The organism is Castellaniella sp. MT123, from assembly GCF_039614765.1.
GTDB lineage: Bacteria > Pseudomonadota > Gammaproteobacteria > Burkholderiales > Burkholderiaceae_B > Castellaniella.
In genome coordinates, this window is the sequence record NZ_CP154879.1 from 419,799 (window position 1) to 438,487 (window position 18,689).

Here is an 18,689-nt window from a genome sequence, read left to right on the forward strand (position 1 = left end):
GTATCTTTCTATGGAACAAGTCGCCTTTATCGTCTGGCGTGAAAGTGTCGAGGCCATGCTGGTGGTCGGCATCCTGTATTCCTGGCTGCGCATGTCGCCCGAGGGGCGGCGCGGGCTGCCATGGCTTTGGGGTGGCGTTGGCGCCGGGCTCCTGTTGGCCGGGGCCTTGGCTCTCGCTTTGCTGGGGGTAGCTTCCTGGCTGTCGGATACCGGGCAGGAATGGTTTCAGACGGTCATCGCACTCATCGCGTGCGGTTTGGTGGTCCAGATGGTGGTCTGGATGCGGCGTCACGGCCGAGGCCTGAAGCGGGAACTGGAGACCGGCGCCTCCGAGCAGATCGGCGAGGATCATTGGTGGGGGCTGCTCGCGTTGGTCATGATCGCCGTGGCGCGCGAAGGCAGCGAAACCGTGGTGTTCTTGTATGGCGCCATCTTGTCCTCCCAGGATGACGGTCATATGGCGTCGATGGCGCTGGCGGGTCTGGGTGGCTTCGCGGTCGCGCTGATGACCTTCTGGCTGCTGCAGCTGGGCGGACGAATCATCACTTGGCGGCGATTTTTCAAGCTGACCGAGGTCCTGCTGTTGCTGCTGGCTGGCGCGCTGCTCGTGTCCGCCACGGACCGGCTGATTTCGCTGGATGTGCTGCCGGCCCTGGTGGATCCGGTCTGGGATAGCAGCTGGTTGCTCGGCACCGAAGGCGGCCTGGGCAAAATCCTGGCTGATTTCGCCGGCTACCGGGCAGCTCCCGCGTTGTCGCAACTGTTGATCTGGATGGCCTACTGGGGTGTCGTCACTCAATTGCTGCGTCGCGCCTCGCTCGTGCCCAGAGCGGTTGTGCGACCTGCGGGAACACCGGCGGCGACCTGAATCGTCGCTGCGATGAACAGGGATTTGCAAGGGGCAGGCAGGCGGTATGCGCTTTGCGCCCTGTGCTTTCGACGAGCGTATCCAGGAACGATTTCATGATCAGGTCATCTGCGCGCGGGCAGGGGTTTCGCGCGGGCGTCGCGCGTGTCGGGGATTTCCTGCGCGACCACCAGCGCGCCATCCAGCGGATGCAGTGGTCCATCGTGGGGGTCTACCTGGCGCTGTTGATCATTCCGGCCGCTCTGCCTCTGCCCGACCGCACCGCGTCTGTTTTCAACAACCTGACGGTGGTTGCCCAGTTTGCTTTCTGGGGTATCTGGTGGCCGTTCGTGCTGGTGTCCATTCCGCTGCTGGGCCGCGCCTGGTGCGGCCTGTTCTGTCCCGAAGGCGCCCTGACCGAATGGGCCAGCCGGCATGGACGAGGCGGTGCCATTCCGCGCTGGATGCGCTGGGGCGGCTGGCCCTTCGTGGCCTTCAGCCTGACGACAATCTACGGGCAGCTGGTCAGCGTCTATCAGTACCCATGGGCCGTGGCGGCCGTGCTGGGCGGGTCTACGATCGCTGCCATGATCGTGGGCTGGCTGTACGGTCGCAACAAGCGCGTCTGGTGCAAATACCTGTGCCCAGTCAGTGGCGTATTCAATCTGTTGGCCAAGCTGGCTCCCTGGTATTACCGGGTGGATGCCCAGGCCTGGCGCGCGCCGGTGCGGCGCACCGAAACCATCAACTGTGCACCTCTGCTGCCATTGCGCAACATGCAGGGAGCGGCGGAATGCCACATGTGCGGCCGTTGCAGCGACTACCGGGGGGCCATCGCGCTGTCGCCGCGATCGCCTGAGGCCGAGATCATCCATGTGGCCGAAGGCAGCGGTTGGCAGACGATGCTGATTGTCTTTGGCTTGATGGGGATCGCCGTTGGGGCGTTTCTCTGGAGCGCCAGCCCCTGGTTCGTGACGATCAAGCAGACCATCGCCACCTGGCTGGTGAACCACGACGTCTACTGGCCGCTGGCTGACAATGCGCCCTGGTTCATTCTGACCCATTATCCAGAGGTCAACGACAGCTTCAGCTGGCTGGACGGCGTGGTCATCCTGATGTTCATCTTTGGCGCAGCCGTCGTGGTCGGCGGCGCTGTTTTTTGCGGTCTTTGGCTGGCCGACCGGGTGTTGCCGGCGGCGCAGCGGCCTGGAGTCCGCGATGCGGCGGGGCTGCTGTTGCGCAGTCCCCTGGCCGGCGTCCACAAACTGGCTCAGGGCCTGATTCCGGCTGCGGGCGTTGGGGTGTTCCTGGGCCTGTCGGCGACTACCCTGACCTTGCTCCAGCATGAGGGTGTGCCGACCGGTTGGGCCAATCCGCTGCGCTTCACCCTGCTGACGCTGGCTCTGGCCTGGAGCCTGCGCTTCGAGTGGCGTCTGGCCGGCTTGCGCACGGTGCAACCGCTGCGGCGAGCAGCTGCTGTCCTCGCGGTGGCGGCGGGGCTGCTGCCGTTCTGCTGGGCCTGGATGCTGTTCTTCGTCCTGTGGTGATCCGATCTTTGTACGCCGGGCTCCGGCGTGTGGGGCGTGCGGTGCCCCTTGTTTTGATACAGTGCCAGTAGCGTCCCGTGTGGCCGGCCTATGATCAGGATCGGCCAGCGGCACACTGGAGCAGGCCGGGCTTGGGCCTGCTACTCATCATCAGACGGAGGAACATTGCATGACTACGCCCCATTATCCCGATACCCGGCTGCTGATCGCCAATGCCTGGGTCGATGCCGCGGATGGCCGCACGCTCGACGTCGTCAATCCGGCGACCGGGCAGGTGATCGGCCGCGTGGCGCACGCCGGGAAGGCTGATCTGGACCGTGCTCTGGCCGCCGCCCAGCAGGGGTTCGAGGCCTGGCGCGCCACCAGCGCCCACGAACGCGCCGCGACCATGCGCAGGGCGGCCGCCCTGCTGCGCGAGCGCGCCGGCGATATCGCACGACTGCTGACGCTGGAGCAGGGCAAGCCGCTGGCCGAGGCCCGGGCCGAAACCCTGGCGGCGACCGGCATCATCGAGTGGTTTGCCGACGAGGGGCTGCGGGTTTATGGCCGCATCGTGCCCTCGCGCAATCCTGCGGCCCAGCAACTGGTGCTGAAGGAACCGGTCGGTCCGGTGGCGGCCTTTACCCCCTGGAACTTTCCGATCAACCAGGTGGTGCGCAAGCTGGGCGCCGCGCTGGCCACAGGCTGTTCCTTCCTGTGCAAGGCAGCCGAGGAAACGCCGGCGTCACCCGCAGCGCTGCTGCAGGCCTTCGTGGATGCCGGGGTGCCGCCGGGGACGGTCGGCCTGGTATATGGCGATCCCGCCGAGATCTCCGGTTATCTGATCCCGCATCCCGTCATCCGCAAGGTGACCTTCACCGGGTCCACCGCCGTCGGCAAGCAGCTCGCCGCGCTGGCGGGCGCCCACATGAAGCGGGTAACCATGGAACTGGGGGGCCATGCGCCGGTCATCGTGGCCGAGGATGCCGACGTCGAGCTTGCCGTGTCCGCGGCCGGCAAGGCCAAATTCCGCAACGCCGGCCAGGTGTGTATCTCGCCGACCCGTTTCCTGGTGCACAGCAGCCTGGTGGGCGAGTTCACCAAGGCCTTCGTGCGGCAGACGCAGTCCCTCAAGGTTGGGGCGGGCCTGGACGAGGGGACAACCCTGGGACCCCTGGCCAATCCCCGTCGCCTGGCGGCGATGGCCCAGGTCGTCGATGACGCCCGGCGGCGTGGCGGCGAGATCCTGACTGGCGGCCACCGGGTTGGCGAGGTCGGCAACTTCTTTGCACCGACTCTGATCAGCGGCTTGACGACGCAATCCGACCTGTTCAACAACGAGCCCTTCGGCCCGGTGGCCGGCATCCTGCCTTTCGATCGTCTCGAGGAAGCTATCGCCGAAGCCAACCGCCTGTCCTACGGATTGGCGGCTTATGCCTTCACCCGTTCGTTCAAGAACGTGCGGCTGCTGTCCGACGGGGTCGAGGCCGGCATGCTGTGGATCAATCAGCCGGCGACCCCCTCGGCCGAGCTGCCGTTTGGCGGTATCAAGGATTCCGGCTACGGCACCGAAGGCGGCCCCGAGGCTCTGGAGGCCTACCTCAACACCAAGGCCGTGTCGGTCGTCGGGGTCTGATGCGGTTGCTTTCCGCGCGATACGCCCGGCTCCGCCACAGGAGACGGGCGGGCACGCTCGTCAGCGATTGCCGCCGGTCGGAAATCGTCAATTTTTGAATCACTACATGTAGTGTTTTGAGGTGGTTTGCGCACAAGGGTTGGTGTACCATGTGCGCAGGATCGGATGTCGTTCCACGACGGACGCACCCGATCCCCTCTCATCCATCATTCAAAAAAGACGACCACCATGATCAAGACCGTTATCAAACGCGATGGCAGGAAAGAGCCCTTCATCCCGTCGAAACTGAATGGCTGGGGGGAATGGGGGGCCACCACTCTGGGCGATGGGGTGGACTGGCCGTCGGTGGTGCTCGAGACCGTCACCAACATGCCCGAGGAGTGTTCCTCGGAATTCCTGCAGATGCAGCTCATCCGGCACTGCCTGGATGCCGACACCTGGTCCTATAACCGCATGGCCGGCCGTCTGTACGCCGCGCTGGCCCAGAAGGAACTCAAGGACGTCTGCGACGGAGCCTTTCCCACGGTGTTGACCCTGCACCGGCGCCTCGAAGGCCTGGGTTACATGGAACGTCTGGACTATTCGGAAGAGGAATATTTCCAGGTCGAAGGCATGATCGACCACACCCGGGATTTCGAATACGCCCACTATCAGATCCATACGCACCGGTCAAAATATGCAATTTCCGACCGCGTCAAGGGCATCCACTACGAGACCCCGCAGTTCGTCTACATGCGCATGGCGATGGCGCTGGCGGTGGACCAGCCCCGCGAACGCCGCATGCGCGACGTGGCAAAATTCTACGAGCACCTGTCCAAAAACCGCATCAACGCGCCCACGCCCAACCACATCAACCTGGGCACCCCGCTGCGCGGCTATGCCAGCTGCTGCCTGTACGCATCGGGCGATTCCGCGCGTTCCATCGCAGTGGGCAACCACATCGCCAACACCATGACCTACATGAGTGCGGGGATCGGTTCCTACCTGCAGACCCGCTCGGTCAACGATCCGGTGCGCGGCGGCGTGATCCGCCATCAGGGCAAGCTGCCCTATCTACGGGCGGTCGTGGCCGAGATCAAGGCGAATCTGCAGAACGGACGGGGCGGTGCCTGCACCAGCTATTTCTCGATCTTCGATCCGGAAGTCGACACCCTGCTGCGCCTGAAGAACCCCATGTCCACGGAAGACAAGAAGATCCGCGGGATGGATTATTCCTGGGGCGGCAACCGGTTCTTCGCACGCAAGGTCGCGCGCAACGAGAACGTGTTCCTCTTCAACTGCTACACCGCTCCCGATCTGTACGACGCCCTGTACAGCGACGACGAGCCGCGTTTCGAGGCGCTCTACACCCAGTACGAACAGAACGCGAATTTCAAGAAGCACTACGTCAATGCGCGTGAATTGCTGATCACGGCCATCAACGAGTGGAACGAGACGGGCCGCGTCTACGAGCACAACATCTACGAGATGAACCGGCACACGCCCTTCAATGGCACGATCTACAGCTCCAATCTGTGCTCGGAAATCGCGCTGCCCACGGCGCCCTACAACCACATCACTGAGCTCTATCAGTCGGGCGACGTGTCCTTCGTGGAGTTCCTGGATGCCGATGGCCGGCAGCGCACGCTGCAGCCGGGCACTGGTGTGGTGGAAACCCGCCGGGGGACAGTCTACCTGGAGGACCTGAAGGCCGGTGACGAACTGGCGGACGGCACGCGGGTCGAACGAATCGTCCGGTATTCCTCGCCGGAAGTCGCGACCTGCAATCTGGCCGGCATCGTGGTGTCGAACATCGAATCCGACGAGCAATACGACGAAGTCGCCTACTATGCGCTGCTGATGATCGACAAGTGCATTCACCTGGCTGACTACGAACTGCCGCACGTCGGGGTGACGTCCAAAGCCCGTCTGAATGCCGGTGTCGGCATGCTTGGTCTGGCGCATCTGATGGCAAAGAATCACAAGCGCTACACCGAAGCCGAAGGCAAGCAGTTCGTCCATTGGGTCGCCGAACGCCATTACTACCATCTGGTGCGCGCCAGCCTGCGGCTGGGCAAGGAACTGGGCAACGCGCCCTGGATGCACAAGACCAGGTGGCCTCAGGGCTGGCTGCCGACCGACACCTACAACCGCAATGTGGACAAGATCGCGCCGTTCGAGAACCGCTACGACTGGGAACGCCTGCGCGCCGAGATCGTCGCCAATGGCGGGATCCGCAATTCGGTGGTGGCCGCCCACATGCCCACCGAAACTTCGGCCAATTCGTCGGGCACCACCAACGGCGTCTACCCGATCCGCGAACTGACGATGATCAAGACCGACAACCAGCGGGTGAACTACTGGGCCGCGCCCGAGGGCGACACGCTGGGCCGGTGGTACGAATCCGCCTGGGACGTTCCCACAGAGGACATGACGGACATTTACGCCATCATCCAGAAATGGACCGATCAGGGCATTTCGGCTGATTTCTACCGCAAGGTGATCGGCGACGCCAGCATCGAATCCACCGAGATGATCCAGAATTATCTGTATCGCGTGAAGATGGGTCTGAAGTCCAAGTACTACATGAACCAGAAGACGTCGGCCGGCATGAAGAAAGTCGCCGATTTCTCGGTGGCCGCCCAGGGCTTCGTGCGGCTGGCCGGGGCCGTCGGCATCGGCCTGAGCGCCCGGATCCCGGCGCCGGATGCCGTGGAAAACGCCGATGACCCCGTCTGCGCGGGTGGTTGCACGCTTTAGCGTCCTGTTCGCGCTCATCCAACCCGGCAACCGTCCGCCGCGCCTTCGGGGCGCCGCGCGCTGGCGGTTGCCTCACTTTTCACCAGGAACATCCGCCATGTCTGACAACGTCTTCAACTATCAGAAACAGGACTACGCCAAGCCGCTGCTCTTCATGGGCGAAAAGCAGGGCCTGTTCGACACCATCAACCGTCACTATCCCGACATCTGGGCGCTGTACAAGACCCAGAAATCCCTTGATTGGGACGAGAACGAGTTCGACTATTCGTCCTGCAACGCCGACTTCAAGAGCTGCCCGCGAGCAACCTACGACATGATGGTCAAGACGCTCGCCTGGCAGTGGGAGGCCGACAGCGTCGCCTCGCGCTCGATCGCCCCCGTTCTGGCGCCCTTCATCACGTCCTCGGAACTGTGGGCGGCCTGGCAGCGGATTTCGGACAACGAGGTCGTTCACGCAGCGACCTATTCCGAAATCGTGCGCAATTCCTTCGACGATCCGTCGGCCATCATCGACGAGATTCTCAGTGTGCGGCAGGCGCATGACCGGCTCTCGTGCGTCGTCAGAGCTTTCGGCGAGGGCTACGAGGCGTCGCACCAATACGCGCTGGGTAATCTGAAAAACGATCAGACGACCTACAACGCCCTGTTCATGATGGTAGTGGCGCTGTTCTGCATGGAACGCATTCAGTTCATGGCATCTTTCGCCGTGACCTTCGCCATCTGCGACACCGGCATGTTCCAGCCCATCGGCAAGGCCATCCAGAAAATTGCCCAGGACGAACTGGAAATCCATGCCGAGCTGGATCGCGCCGTGCTGCGCAATGAACTGCGCACCGAACGCGGCCAGCAGGCCTTTGCGCAGTGCCGGCTGGAGATCGAGCAATTGATCGCCGAAGTGGTCGACAGCGAGCTGGACTGGATCCAGTACCTGTTTTCCGAGGGACGTGAACTGGTTGGCATGAATGGCGACCGGCTGGCGGCATGGACCCTGTATTGCGCCAAAGATGTCTACAACACCCTGGGTATCGAGACCGACCGGTATGAATTCCCGCAGGCCAACCCGCTCAAATACATGGAGAAGTGGCTGAACATCAGCAAGACCCAGGCTTCGCCGCAGGAGCAGGACATTGCCGCCTACAAGGTCGGCGTCATGCGCCGTACCGACGAAGGGGTCGTGTTCGACGATGAATTCTGAGGCGTTCCGGGATCAGCAGTTGCCTTTCTTGGCTTGTCCGGGCGGGCAGAAACCGCCACGGCCCGGGCCGCCACCAGGATCGACAACCACCGAGCCGGATGGCGTGTAGACGGCGCAACCGGTCAGGGTAGAAGATAGAAGCAGGCAGGCCAGGATCAATGCTTTCATGTGGGATGATGGGTGGGTGAATGGGTCACCGGCGACGATACCAGTGGATTCGATTCGGTGCCTGGTCCAAGTGTAATAAGTTTATCGGCGGGTTACCCCACCCCTATCCGGGTGTCCCGCGTGACAGTCATGATTGAGCGATACCTAGTGTCCTGTCTGGCTAATTCAGATCCTTACCTTCGGCGCCTGGCCTCGCCATGCTGCGTTGCAAATCCTCGCGATAGCTATGGCTATCGCTGCGGTTTGCGCCTTGCCTGACAAGCCCATGCATCCGAATTTAAGTGACCGAACTAACCAGACAGGACACTAGTCCTTGCAGTATCGTGGCGGTCGAGCAAAGTTTTGACCGTTCTTGAGGTGATACGAAGTGATGTACGAACAATGGCTGCGGGCAGGGGTGGTCGCAGGGCTGGCAGCCGTGATGGCAGCTTTGCAGGGATGTACGGCGGTGACCGCCGGGCAGCTGGCTCAGGCCGGCTATGACGCGGCAAAAACCACCCTGACGAATTCCCCGGACTCGACGGAAGCGAAGCGCGCGCGCGCCGTCATGAATTCCGTCAGCGTAGGTCAGGACGTCGCCCCCGTCCTGGAGTCGATCGGCGTGCCGCCCAAGGAAAAGTCCGGCAACCTGCAGGGGTATGTCTGTTACCAGTACGCCGGCGTCTATTCGGCGACCGAGGATGCCGTCATCGTCGCCAAGGACGGCAAGATCGTGTTCTTCGGCAGTTCCGCCTGCCGAACTGAAATGCTGGCGGCGAATTTCAATGCGGGCGGGAAGTACGCTTCGGGGGCGTCGGACACCAAGGTCGGCGATCGCCCCTAATCGTCCTCATGACGATGGTGGCGATGTCCTTGATCGTCATCGTTGCCTTGCGAATACCAGCCATCGCCTCGAGTCCGCACCTATCAAGGCTCTGAAATCAGTAACCGCGTGCGTCGCCGCGTGTATCGCATATGCAAATGGGCCGGAACCTATCGGTTGCCGGCCCATCTCTAAAGCTGGTTGCGGGGACTCGCTCAGTCATTAATCTAACAAGTGCCATCATGGTACGTTTGCCTGTCAGTATGCGCAAGTTCCGTGCTGGTTCGTAGCCAGCCCCCTCTCTCTATCGGCGGCCTTCGGGCCGCTTTCTTCGTGTTCTTTGAATCCCCCGTGGCTGGAGCAGATCGCCGGTCGGCAATGGGTTGAGGCACACCTTGGTGGCCTGCTCCGCAAGAAGGGCCGGCAGGGGTTGAGTTTCACGCTTGACCCCAGTGCGCGAGGTTCCCCCGAAATCGTATTACGGCATCTCAGAGTCGACCAAGGTGATCATTGAACTAGCCCCAGGGACTGGTTTGTCACGCAGGTCAGCCATCGCAGCATAGTGCTCACGGGAGCTGATCCAGGGGACCCTGGTAGTTCCCTATACCAATTTGCACGCCTATAAAAGCCCCGGCGGGCGCCGGGGCGAGGTGTGCAACGCAAGGCCTTGCTCACCACTCATTCAGTATAGGCATTGCGTGTCATCCGCCGCAGTATCAGCGGAGGGCATATTTTGTGCAGTTTGTTGTAACAGGTCAAAGGCGAAGATTTTTGCTGATCTTGCGGCACATCGTGAGGATGTGTCGTGGAAATTTCTGTACCCTCTGTGGCAATTGCCGCAGTCTCCCCGCCTATCGGCGGATCAAGCGCATGTGCCACCCCAACGGCTCCTAGTAGCCGATTGCCCCACTCTCTCCTTGGCCCGGGACCGGCAGCGTCTGCCCGTCCTGAACTTGTCAAGAAGATCAAAACAAGTGGCACGAGCGCCCCGACCCCACGCCCAAAAAAGCCCAGAAAAGCTGCTCGCCGGAAGTTCCTAACAGTTCTATCGCAGATGAAGCGTTTGGCACGCGCGCACGACCTACATGCGGTTTGCCTGACGCTAACGTACAAAACCGCACATACGCACCAGGCAAAGGACCTTAGCCGGTTTTTACAGAGGCTGCGTATGCAGATCCAGCGTCTCTACCCGGGTGTACCACTCCTATATCTGTCGTCCCTTGATCGCGCCGAGCCTGATTCAACCCTCGATGGGATGCTCCATTATCACCTCCTGATTTGGCTTCCGCGACGGTTCAAATTGGAGCACGATCGGCTCGCACGCTGGTGGCCTCACGGATCAACATGGACTGAGAGCTGCAGGAACCTGCGGGATTGGGTTCACTACATCACGAAGCCCACGAGCGCTATGTTTCCGAAAAACGCACGCCTTTACGGGTACGGTGGCCTGGACCTCGCTGGGAAATACGCCGTAGGCCGCAGCGGCTGGCCGATTTGGTTGAAGCGGCTAATTCCATATGGCGAGCATGCGAAGCGCGCAGCAGGGGGCGGTTGGATACACATAGAAACGGGCCTCTGGTTCGAGAGCCCCTGGCAATGGACCCCTCGCGGGATCAGACTCAAAATGGGACCTGGCTGGTGGGTCGGGCATCCTATCTTCAGTCGGTGGGTGCGATAAGTGCCATCCGCTGTGGGGAAAGCTGCTGCATCAGCAGGTTTGAAACAAAGCGGCCCTTTGCTGGCACTGCGCGATGGTGGCGCCGTTGGCGAAAAAGTGCGCACGCTCCAATGGCGGGCGCCTTGCAATCGCGTCGGCAAGCGCATTCCTCGCATCGTAGGCTTCCGGGTAGAGCAAAGGCTCGCCTGCAGAGAGCGAAATCGTCGCGGTATCCAGCGATGGGAAGAAAAGCTCGCCCCACCACCCGGCGGGGCACGTTGGCATTTCGTCTGGGGTGAGTATTTCCGAACCCGCATACGCAAATAGCGCCAGCGTGACAGTGGGCTGCTCCCAGGGTATGTGCTGCCCAGCTTCTGTACGGTCGATCAGCGTTTGCCTGCAGGGTATCAGCTCCGGAGGCGCCCAACCTAGAAAGTGCATCGCTGAATTGGGGGGCGAGAGATCCTCACGGGGGATCGGGAGACGATACGCCGGAGGGCGCCCTTCTTGTGATGGTGTTGCAAACACAATCACGGGCGCGGCCAGCAGTGGGGGGACGCCTGCCAGTAGATCCGAAAGGAGTGTGACCACCCGCAGACGATCCGCACGCGGGCACGAGTGCAGCAATTGCAGCACATCGGCTTCGTCTGCCTCAGGGAGCCATACCTGGGCGGCCACCACTGAGCGGTCAACGTGCACCGTATGCAGGTGCCGCAAGATTGTGTCGAGGACGTCCTGGATGGTGGCCATGTGGTTGAGGGAGTGACAAAGGATGTCACAGCGTAGGCCACTTCACGGCGGCTGCCTATTCGTGTCTGTCCTGCTTGCAAACTGCCATGAAATTTTCTGGCCGAATGGTCGCGTGGCCAGATCGTGCACGGGGTGAAGCGCCTGTCTCGACGCTTGGCCGCATCAGGACGCCTTCAACCCGTGGCGTTCAGGCCTGTAGAATGCCCAAAGCTGTAACTTTGCGTGCGAAAGGAGTATTTCCCTGTGCCCTCGTTGAACTGGATCGGTAAGGACGCTGTTGTGCGTCATCACCAAGAGGTCCCGTGCCGGCTGCTGGAGCCGGTGTCAGAGTTGTCATCCGATCCGGGTGCTGCCGTCGGGGGGAACCTCATCGTACAGGGCGATAACCTGCACGCCTTGAGGGCATTGTTGCCGCGTTACGCTGGCAAAGTGAAGTGCATCTACATTGATCCGCCATACAACACGGGCAACGAGGGCTGGGTTTACAACGACAACGTGAATTCCCCTGAGATCCGGCGCTGGCTGGGCGAGGTGGTTGGCAAAGAGGGCGAGACACTGGACCGTCACGACCGGTGGCTGTGCATGATGTACCCGCGGCTGGTGTTGTTGAAGCGATTTTTGCGGGACGATGGCGCGATTTTCGTATCGATCGATGACAACGAGCAAGCGACGCTGAAGCTGATGCTGGATGAAGTGTTCGAAGCTAGGAATTTCGTGGCCTGTATCACATGGCAGAAGAAATATGCCGCTTCGAACGATCACAAGACCATCGCTCCCATGCATGACTTCATCCTTGTCTACCAGCGCTCAGGCAGTTGGCTACGGAACCTGTTGCCGCGAGGGGAGGAGAAGGACAATCAATACAAGTACGAGGATGAGCGCGGAGTGTTTCGGAACAGCGACTACACCTGCGCGAAAACAGCGGAAGAACGCCCCAACCTCTACTATCCCGTGGTGAACCCCAATACCGGCGAGAAAATTTGGCCCAAGCGCACCCGCGTCGAGAGTGTCCGGAATTTTGTGGGCGAGGCATAACATGAGAGAAAACGATCATGGATATGCCCGTGAAACACAAGAAACCATCCATCGCGGCGCAGGCGGCCGCCCGCGAGGCGCGGCTGCCCAAGCTGCCTGAGCACCTACTGGACGGCCTGGTCGAAGGCCCGATGTCAGCCATGGAGGTCGAGGACCTGATCGATGCCTTCGGCCGCGCGGTCATCGAGCGGGCCATGGGTGCGGAGATGAACGTGCACCTGGGCTACCGCCCCGGTGAGGACAAGCCCGCCGCGCAGACCGATGAGCGCAACGGCGTGAGCACCAAGACGCTGCTGACCAAGCACGGTTCGGTGCAGGTACAGCTGCCCCGAGACCGCGACGGCAGCTTCGAGCCGGTGCTCATCCCCAAGCATGAACGCCATTTCGCCGGGTTCGATGAGCGCATCATTGCCCTGTATGCCCGTGGCATGAGCGTGCGCGAGATCCAGGCTTTTCTCGCCGAGACCTATGGCACGAACGTTTCGCCCGAGCTCATCAGCGAGGTGACCAACGAGGTGATGGCCGAGACCGTCGCCTGGCAGAACCGCCCCTTGGAGCGCATGTACCCGGTCGTCTTATTTGACGCACTGCGGGTGAAGATCCGCACTGATGGTTTGGTGGTCAACAAGGCCGTCTACCTGGCCCTGGGCATCGACGCCAACGGGGAACGCGACGTGCTGGGGCTGTGGATCGAACAAACCGAGGGCTCAAAATTCTGGCTCAAGGTCTTCAATGAACTGAAAAACCGAGGCTGCCAGGACATCCTGATCGCCGTGGTGGATGGCTTAAAGGGCCTGCCCGAGGCCATTAACGCGGTCTTCCCGAAGACGACGGTGCAGACCTGCATCGTGCACCTGATGCGCAACAGCTTGGATTACGCGGGCTGGAAGGACCGTAAATTGGTCGCTGCCGCGCTCAAGCCCATCTATACCGCCGCCAACGAACAGCAGGCCCGAGAGGCCCTGCAGGCCTTCGCCGATGGCCCCTGGGGTACCCGCTACCCGACCATTGTGGCCGCCTGGGAACGGGCTTGGGAGCATGTGGTGCCGTTCTTCATCTTCCCGCCCGATATCCGGCGAGTGATCTACACCACCAACGCCATCGAGAACATGAACCGGCAGCTGCGTAAAATTATCAAGAACCGGGGCCAGTTCCCCAGCGATGAGGCGGCTGTGAAGCTGCTGTGGCTGGCGCTCAGAAACATCCTGGCCAAGCCATCCCGATCCGTTCACACTTGGAAGGCGGCGATGAACCAGTTCGCCATTCTGTTCGGTGAACGGTTCACTGAGGCCAGGGATTAACCAATGTCAAATCGCCCCGCCCACAAAAAATCTGACACTCCCCCCGCGTCTGGGCTTATTCCCCAGAAGAGCACGAGCGCCACGTCAGGGAAGGGCTCATCTACTGGGGCAAAACAGGTAAAGGACGCGTGCCTGCGTACAAGCGGTACAAAAACTCGCTTCGCAATGATGGCGTGGTTCCCCAAACCTTATGGACACACGCCTTTGCGGGCCACACAGATGGCTCCCGCAAAGAGTTCCGAGAGATTCTGCATGACATCCCGTCAGCCTCAGATTTCGCTACTCCCAAGCCATCTCTCCTGATTCAGAGGATCCTACAGATCTCCACCGACAAGGATTCTTTAATTCTGGACAGCTTCGCCGGCTCCGGCACCACAGCCCACGCCGTCTTGAAACAAAACGCCGAAGACGGAGGCAACCGCCGTTTCATTCTGGTGGAGATGGATGAACACATCGCCCAGAATGTCACCGCTGAGCGTGTGCGTCGCGTGGCGCAGGGCTACACGAATGCCAAGGGTGATCAGGTAGCAGGCCTGGGCGGCGGCTTCCAGTACTGCAGACTCTCCACCGAACCGCTCTTTGCCCCCGACGGTCAGATCCGTGGGGATGTGAGCTTCGCCCAGCTGGCCGAATTTGTCTGGTTCGCGGAAACCGGCGTCGGCTTTACGGGCACGGCGGACAGCCCGCTGCTGGGCACACACGAAGGCCGCGCGATCTATCTGCTTTACAACGGCATCCTCAAGGATCTGGCCCCACAAAGCGGCAACGTGCTCACGGCCACCGTGTTCAACCGGCTGCCCGTATTCAGCGGTCCTAAGGTCATCTATGCCGCCGCCAATCGCATGGGGGCACGCGCTGCTCGCGAAGGCATCACCTTCCAGCAAATACCCTACGCGCTGGAGGTGCAGCCATGAACGCCTACACCCCCAAGATCTATCAGCAGCAGGTGCTCGATAGTGTCCAGGTCTATTTCGAGGCCTGTCAGGAACAGGGGTCGGCTTCGATCGCCTACATGACCACCACTGAAGCACTCTGGGGCCGGGCAAGCGCCTACCAGTCGCTTCCCGGGTTCGAGCCCGACATGCCGTACTTCTGCCTGCGCGTGCCCACAGGTGGCGGCAAGACCTGGCTTGCAGCCAAAAGCGTTGCACTTGTGAATACCCACCTGCTTCGGTCCGAGCACAGCACCGTGCTGTGGTTGGTACCCAGCAAGCCGATTCGCGAACAGACCCTCAAGGCGTTGAGAAGCCCCGAACACCCCTACCACGCAGCACTGCGCGAGGCGGGGCCCGTGGCAGTCATTGATCTGGACGAGGCCAAGGGCATCACGCGAGCCACGCTCGATACCACCACCGTCGTAATCGTCGCCACCCGCCAGGCCTTCCAGGTGGAGGACGAGGAGTGCCGTAAGGTCTATCAATCGAATGGCGCGCTGATGCACCATTTTGAACATCTGAGCGCTGAACAGCGGGCGGAATTGCTCACCGAAGGGGAAGGTGTGGATCGCACCACGCCGTGTTCGCTTGCGAATGTCCTGCGCCTGCGCCGTCCCTTCGTGGTCGTCGACGAGGCCCACAACAACCGTACCGAGCTGGCTTTTGAGATGCTCGCCCGGCTGCGTCCCGCTGGAATTCTGGAGCTCACCGCGACGCCCGATACGGAGCGCACCCCCAGCAACGTTCTGCACAGCGTCTCAGCAGCCGAATTGAAGGCCGAGGAGATGATCAAGCTGCCGGTGCTGCTCGAAACCCAGCCCGACTGGCAGCAGTGCCTGGCCGACGCCATCGCCCGGCGTGACGCGTTACAGGCCTTGGTCACGACAGAGTACCGTGCGGGCGGCCCCTACCTACGGCCCGTCGTGCTGATCCAGTCGCAGCCGCGCAGCGCCACCCACGAAACGCTGGATTACGACCGGGTGCGTCAGGAGCTCACCACCAATCATGGGATTCCGGCCGAGGAAATTGTCGTTGCCACGGGCGATGAAAGGGGCCTGGAAGGCGTAGACGCGGATTATGCGCAGGGTATTTCGGATCCACGCTGTCCGGTGAAGTTCATCATCACCCAGAAGGCGCTGGCCGAGGGCTGGGATTGCCCGTTTGCCTACATTCTGGTGAGCCTTGCGTCCCTGTCGTCTTCGACCGCCGTGGAGCAGTTATTGGGCCGCGTGCTGCGCCAACCCAACGCTCGGCATCTGAGCGCACCGGAGCTGAACCGTTCCTACGCCTTCGTCGCCTCGCGCGATTTTGCGGAAACTGCCAACGCGCTGCGCGACCGACTGGTGGCTGGCGCCGGCTTCGAGCGGCGCGAGGTGGCGGAATTCATCGCTGCCGCACACCCCGAGCAGCAGCGCCTCGATCTGGAAGGTCGGCCGGGGCGCATTGTCATGCACCCAATCACGGTAACCCTATCTGAAAAGCCGGACCTGAAAGCGGCGCCCAAAGCAGTCCGCGACAAGGTGCGGTGGGACGGGAAGCTCAATACGCTCACCCTGCACGCGCCCCTGACCGAGACCGAAACGCAGTCCCTTGCCGCGACGGTAAGCGCGCCGGCGTCGGCGCAGGCTATTACGCAGGCGGCCGCGCAAAGCCGCACGAGCGCCCTGGAGTTCTTTCAGACCCCGGCGGAGCTGGCCGTGCGATTTCGGGTACCGCAGCTGGCGCTGCGAGTGCAGGGCGAACTGCAGCTCTTCGACGATCCCGAAGTTCTGGAGTACCCCTGGGATCTGTCTCGCTATGAAGCGGGCCCGCAGGGCAATGACTGGGCAGCGCTGCGCGCCGCCTGGACCGTCTCCGATTCAGGTGAGATCGATATTGAAGCTGGCACCGGGAAAGTCATCTCGCGCTTTCTACCGGAGTTGCAGCGTGACCTGGGCTTGGCGTATCAGCCCGAGCACTGGGACGACGTGCGACTGGCTGCCTGGCTGTGTCAGAACGTCTTTGAGCCGTCGCTCACCCATGAGAGCAAGCGCGCTTTCGTCGCTTCCTGGGTGGGGCACCTGCTCGCGCGAGAAGATTTCACCCTGGCGCGAGTCAATCAGCAGAAGTTCGAGATCCGCAAGCTCATCGAGGCGCGGATCCGGGCGCTGCGCAAGGAGGCGATCAGTCGGGCCTATCAGCGGACGCTGTTTGCCGATGATGCCGCCTCACACGTAGCAGTCTCGGACGACTTTTCTTTCACATTCAACCCCCAGGCCTACGCGCCCAGCCGCGATTACGACGGGCGGTTCGGCGTGTTCGATTTTCGCAAACACTACTACGGCCGTATTGGGGACTTTGATAGCAAGGAAGAATTCGAGTGCGCCTGCCACCTGGATATGCTGGCGCAGAAAGGTCGCATCCTTTTCTGGGTGCGCAACCTGGTGCGCCGCGAGGGCAGCTCATTCTTCTTGCAGAAGGCAACTGATCGCTTTTACCCCGATTTTCTTTGTCAGCTCCCCGGCGATGGCGCGATGCCTGGCCCCATTCTGGCCGTTGAATACAAGGGCAAGGATCGCTGGGAGTCGGCCAAGGACGACCGCCTAATTGGCGGCCTGTGGGAGAGGCTCTCGGCTGGCAGCAGGTGCCGCTTTGTGATGGTGACCGACAAGAGCTGGAAAATGATCGAGGAGCGGCTCGGATAAAAACGGCGGGCCTGAGAACGGGCCCGCCTAAAAGGATTTCAATTCATTGTCTTACAGCCACGACGGATGCTGCGGAAATTTTTCCTCGCACTGCGCACGAAACTGCAGACCGACGTAATTTGACAGGTGCTGCAGGGCGGGCTTGGTAAAGTGATAAAGTGTCCAGTCCTGATGACCATCCTTCTCCGCAAAATACCGACTTGCGCCCACCTCCAGAGCACGAGCTGCTTCCGCAGCGCGCGCGTAGTCGAGCATCATGGGGGTGAAAATTTTGGTAATGACATCACGTCCATCAAACTGCTCTCCCCACCACTCATCGGGCACGGTAGGCATGGGTCGATTATCTGACCCCGGCTCCCATTCGAAAACGGCAACGGCCGCCGAAATCCTACCCCATGGGATACCGTATGCGGGCCCCTCGGCAAGTTGTCTCTTTACTCGCGGGTGGATGCCCTCGGTGCTGGCCCAGCCTAGAAAGTGCAGATCCTCGCCAGGGTCATTCATGCCAGGCTCAGCGGTGGGCAGCGTAAAAAACTCGTCACGCTGCGGGTAGGGTTGTGGCAGGAAGCTCCCGTTGCGGTAACAGCGGGACGGATGCACACAGAGAAGGACCGGGGCAGCGATGAGCTGCGTGCCTGCGCTCGTACGGTTTATGTAGGTGCTGAGGCACTCGACGAACGCAGCGTGGTCTTCCCTTGGGCAATAGGACATCAAAACTTTAAGCCCCCAAAGCCCGAAAAACTCCAGATCCCATTCCAGCACACCAATCGCCCCCTTGGAGTCACCGCTTCGTATCATCGCAATGGCCTCCTGGGCGAGTATTTCCCAATAATCTTGTGTCCTCATGATTGTTTCCTCGTTGCGCCTGACGCCGGATGCGTCAGCGATCGCCACCGTGTATAGCGATGCGAGGCTGGGAATCCTGAATTTAGATGCAGTCCGCCACAGTGATAAGCTGCATGGGACGGGGGGGTTATGGTGGACGAGGCATTCCGGTGGGTCATGCTATCGATAGTGCTGGCCTTGATCGCCGCAGGCGTGATGTGGGTCGCGACGCGGCCCACAGCACCAAGCGACCGAGACCGGCTGAATGGACGGGAGTGCGCGGTAGTGCGCGGGCGGGCTAAATATCATGCATCGCGTCCCATGAGGTTCGCACGCAGGGTTCGGCTGTAGACGTGTCACATGCAGCAACGGTTTTCAGAACCCGGAAATTCCGGGCACTCAGAATGAGGTCTGTTGTGAGAGATAATTCAATTGGGAAAAGCAAGAGCCCGCCGGGAGACGCGTCATGTCCGGCGGGTTTCTCAGCAGTATCCGCTGCGGCCCTTGCGCACGGCCCAAGTGCAAAGTAGGAAAATCGGGCTCCTGAGGGCGTGCGTCTCCGACTCACCCACCTATGCGAGAGAATTGA

At 61.4% G+C, this 18,689-nt stretch carries 13 protein-coding genes; 10 read left to right on the forward strand and 3 right to left on the reverse strand.

The genetic code is table 11. From position 1 onward, the window contains the following. The first annotated feature begins 10 nt into the window (after nucleotides 1-10). From ABCV34_RS01920 to ABCV34_RS01940, 5 genes are all read left to right on the forward strand, one after another. A complete protein-coding gene (locus ABCV34_RS01920) occupies nucleotides 11-868 on the forward strand; it encodes an FTR1 family protein (protein WP_345797584.1) in 858 nt (285 codons plus the stop codon). A gap of 95 nt (nucleotides 869-963) precedes the next feature. Then, a complete protein-coding gene (locus ABCV34_RS01925; RefSeq protein WP_345797585.1) occupies nucleotides 964-2,394 on the forward strand; it encodes a 4Fe-4S binding protein in 1,431 nt (476 codons plus the stop codon). A gap of 169 nt (nucleotides 2,395-2,563) precedes the next feature. Next, the gene (locus ABCV34_RS01930; RefSeq protein WP_345797586.1) at nucleotides 2,564-4,009 is read left to right on the forward strand and encodes an NAD-dependent succinate-semialdehyde dehydrogenase; all 1,446 of its coding nucleotides are present in this window, start codon (nucleotides 2,564-2,566) and stop codon (nucleotides 4,007-4,009) included. Nucleotides 4,010-4,237: 228 nt separating this feature from the next. Further along, nucleotides 4,238-6,748: a ribonucleoside-diphosphate reductase subunit alpha gene (locus tag ABCV34_RS01935; protein WP_345797587.1), complete on the forward strand. Its 2,511-nt coding sequence runs from the start codon at nucleotides 4,238-4,240 to the stop codon at nucleotides 6,746-6,748. A gap of 97 nt (nucleotides 6,749-6,845) precedes the next feature. Beyond that, on the forward strand, nucleotides 6,846-7,943 hold the full coding sequence (locus ABCV34_RS01940) for a ribonucleotide-diphosphate reductase subunit beta (RefSeq protein WP_345797588.1): 1,098 nt from the start codon (nucleotides 6,846-6,848) through the stop codon (nucleotides 7,941-7,943). A gap of 12 nt (nucleotides 7,944-7,955) precedes the next feature. On the opposite strand, the gene ABCV34_RS01945 is transcribed toward ABCV34_RS01940, so the two are convergent. Further along, nucleotides 7,956-8,111, reverse strand: a complete 156-nt coding sequence (locus tag ABCV34_RS01945; RefSeq protein ID WP_345797589.1) for a hypothetical protein — start codon at nucleotides 8,109-8,111, stop codon at nucleotides 7,956-7,958. Nucleotides 8,112-8,478: 367 nt separating this feature from the next. Here ABCV34_RS01945 and ABCV34_RS01950 point away from each other — a divergent pair, with 367 nt between their 5' ends. After that, nucleotides 8,479-8,934 (forward strand): hypothetical protein, encoded by a 456-nt coding sequence (locus tag ABCV34_RS01950; protein WP_345797590.1) that lies wholly within the window; start codon nucleotides 8,479-8,481, stop codon nucleotides 8,932-8,934. Between the two features lie 1,687 nt (nucleotides 8,935-10,621). On the opposite strand, the gene ABCV34_RS01955 is transcribed toward ABCV34_RS01950, so the two are convergent. Then, complete coding sequence (locus ABCV34_RS01955; RefSeq protein ID WP_345797591.1) at nucleotides 10,622-11,320, reverse strand: hypothetical protein; 699 nt, start codon at nucleotides 11,318-11,320, stop codon at nucleotides 10,622-10,624. Nucleotides 11,321-11,563: 243 nt separating this feature from the next. Between ABCV34_RS01955 and ABCV34_RS01960 the strand changes: the two genes are divergently transcribed. The 4 genes from ABCV34_RS01960 to ABCV34_RS01975 all read left to right on the forward strand — a co-directional run bounded on the left by ABCV34_RS01960 (nucleotide 11,564) and on the right by ABCV34_RS01975 (nucleotide 17,275). After that, nucleotides 11,564-12,355 carry a site-specific DNA-methyltransferase gene (locus ABCV34_RS01960; protein ID WP_345797592.1) on the forward strand — a complete coding sequence of 264 codons (792 nt, stop codon included), beginning with the start codon at nucleotides 11,564-11,566 and terminating at the stop codon, nucleotides 12,353-12,355. 23 nt (nucleotides 12,356-12,378) lie between these two features. Further along, the gene (locus ABCV34_RS01965) at nucleotides 12,379-13,656 is read left to right on the forward strand and encodes an IS256 family transposase (RefSeq protein WP_345798665.1); all 1,278 of its coding nucleotides are present in this window, start codon (nucleotides 12,379-12,381) and stop codon (nucleotides 13,654-13,656) included. A gap of 128 nt (nucleotides 13,657-13,784) precedes the next feature. Then, nucleotides 13,785-14,570 (forward strand): site-specific DNA-methyltransferase, encoded by a 786-nt coding sequence (locus ABCV34_RS01970; RefSeq protein WP_345797593.1) that lies wholly within the window; start codon nucleotides 13,785-13,787, stop codon nucleotides 14,568-14,570. Next, nucleotides 14,567-17,275 carry a DEAD/DEAH box helicase family protein gene (locus ABCV34_RS01975; RefSeq protein WP_345797594.1) on the forward strand — a complete coding sequence of 903 codons (2,709 nt, stop codon included), beginning with the start codon at nucleotides 14,567-14,569 and terminating at the stop codon, nucleotides 17,273-17,275. Before ABCV34_RS01970 ends, ABCV34_RS01975 begins: the two co-directional genes overlap by 4 nt. 51 nt (nucleotides 17,276-17,326) lie before the next feature. On the opposite strand, the gene ABCV34_RS01980 is transcribed toward ABCV34_RS01975, so the two are convergent. Beyond that, nucleotides 17,327-18,121: a hypothetical protein gene (locus tag ABCV34_RS01980; RefSeq protein ID WP_345797595.1), complete on the reverse strand. Its 795-nt coding sequence runs from the start codon at nucleotides 18,119-18,121 to the stop codon at nucleotides 17,327-17,329. Nucleotides 18,122-18,689 lie beyond the last annotated feature (568 nt).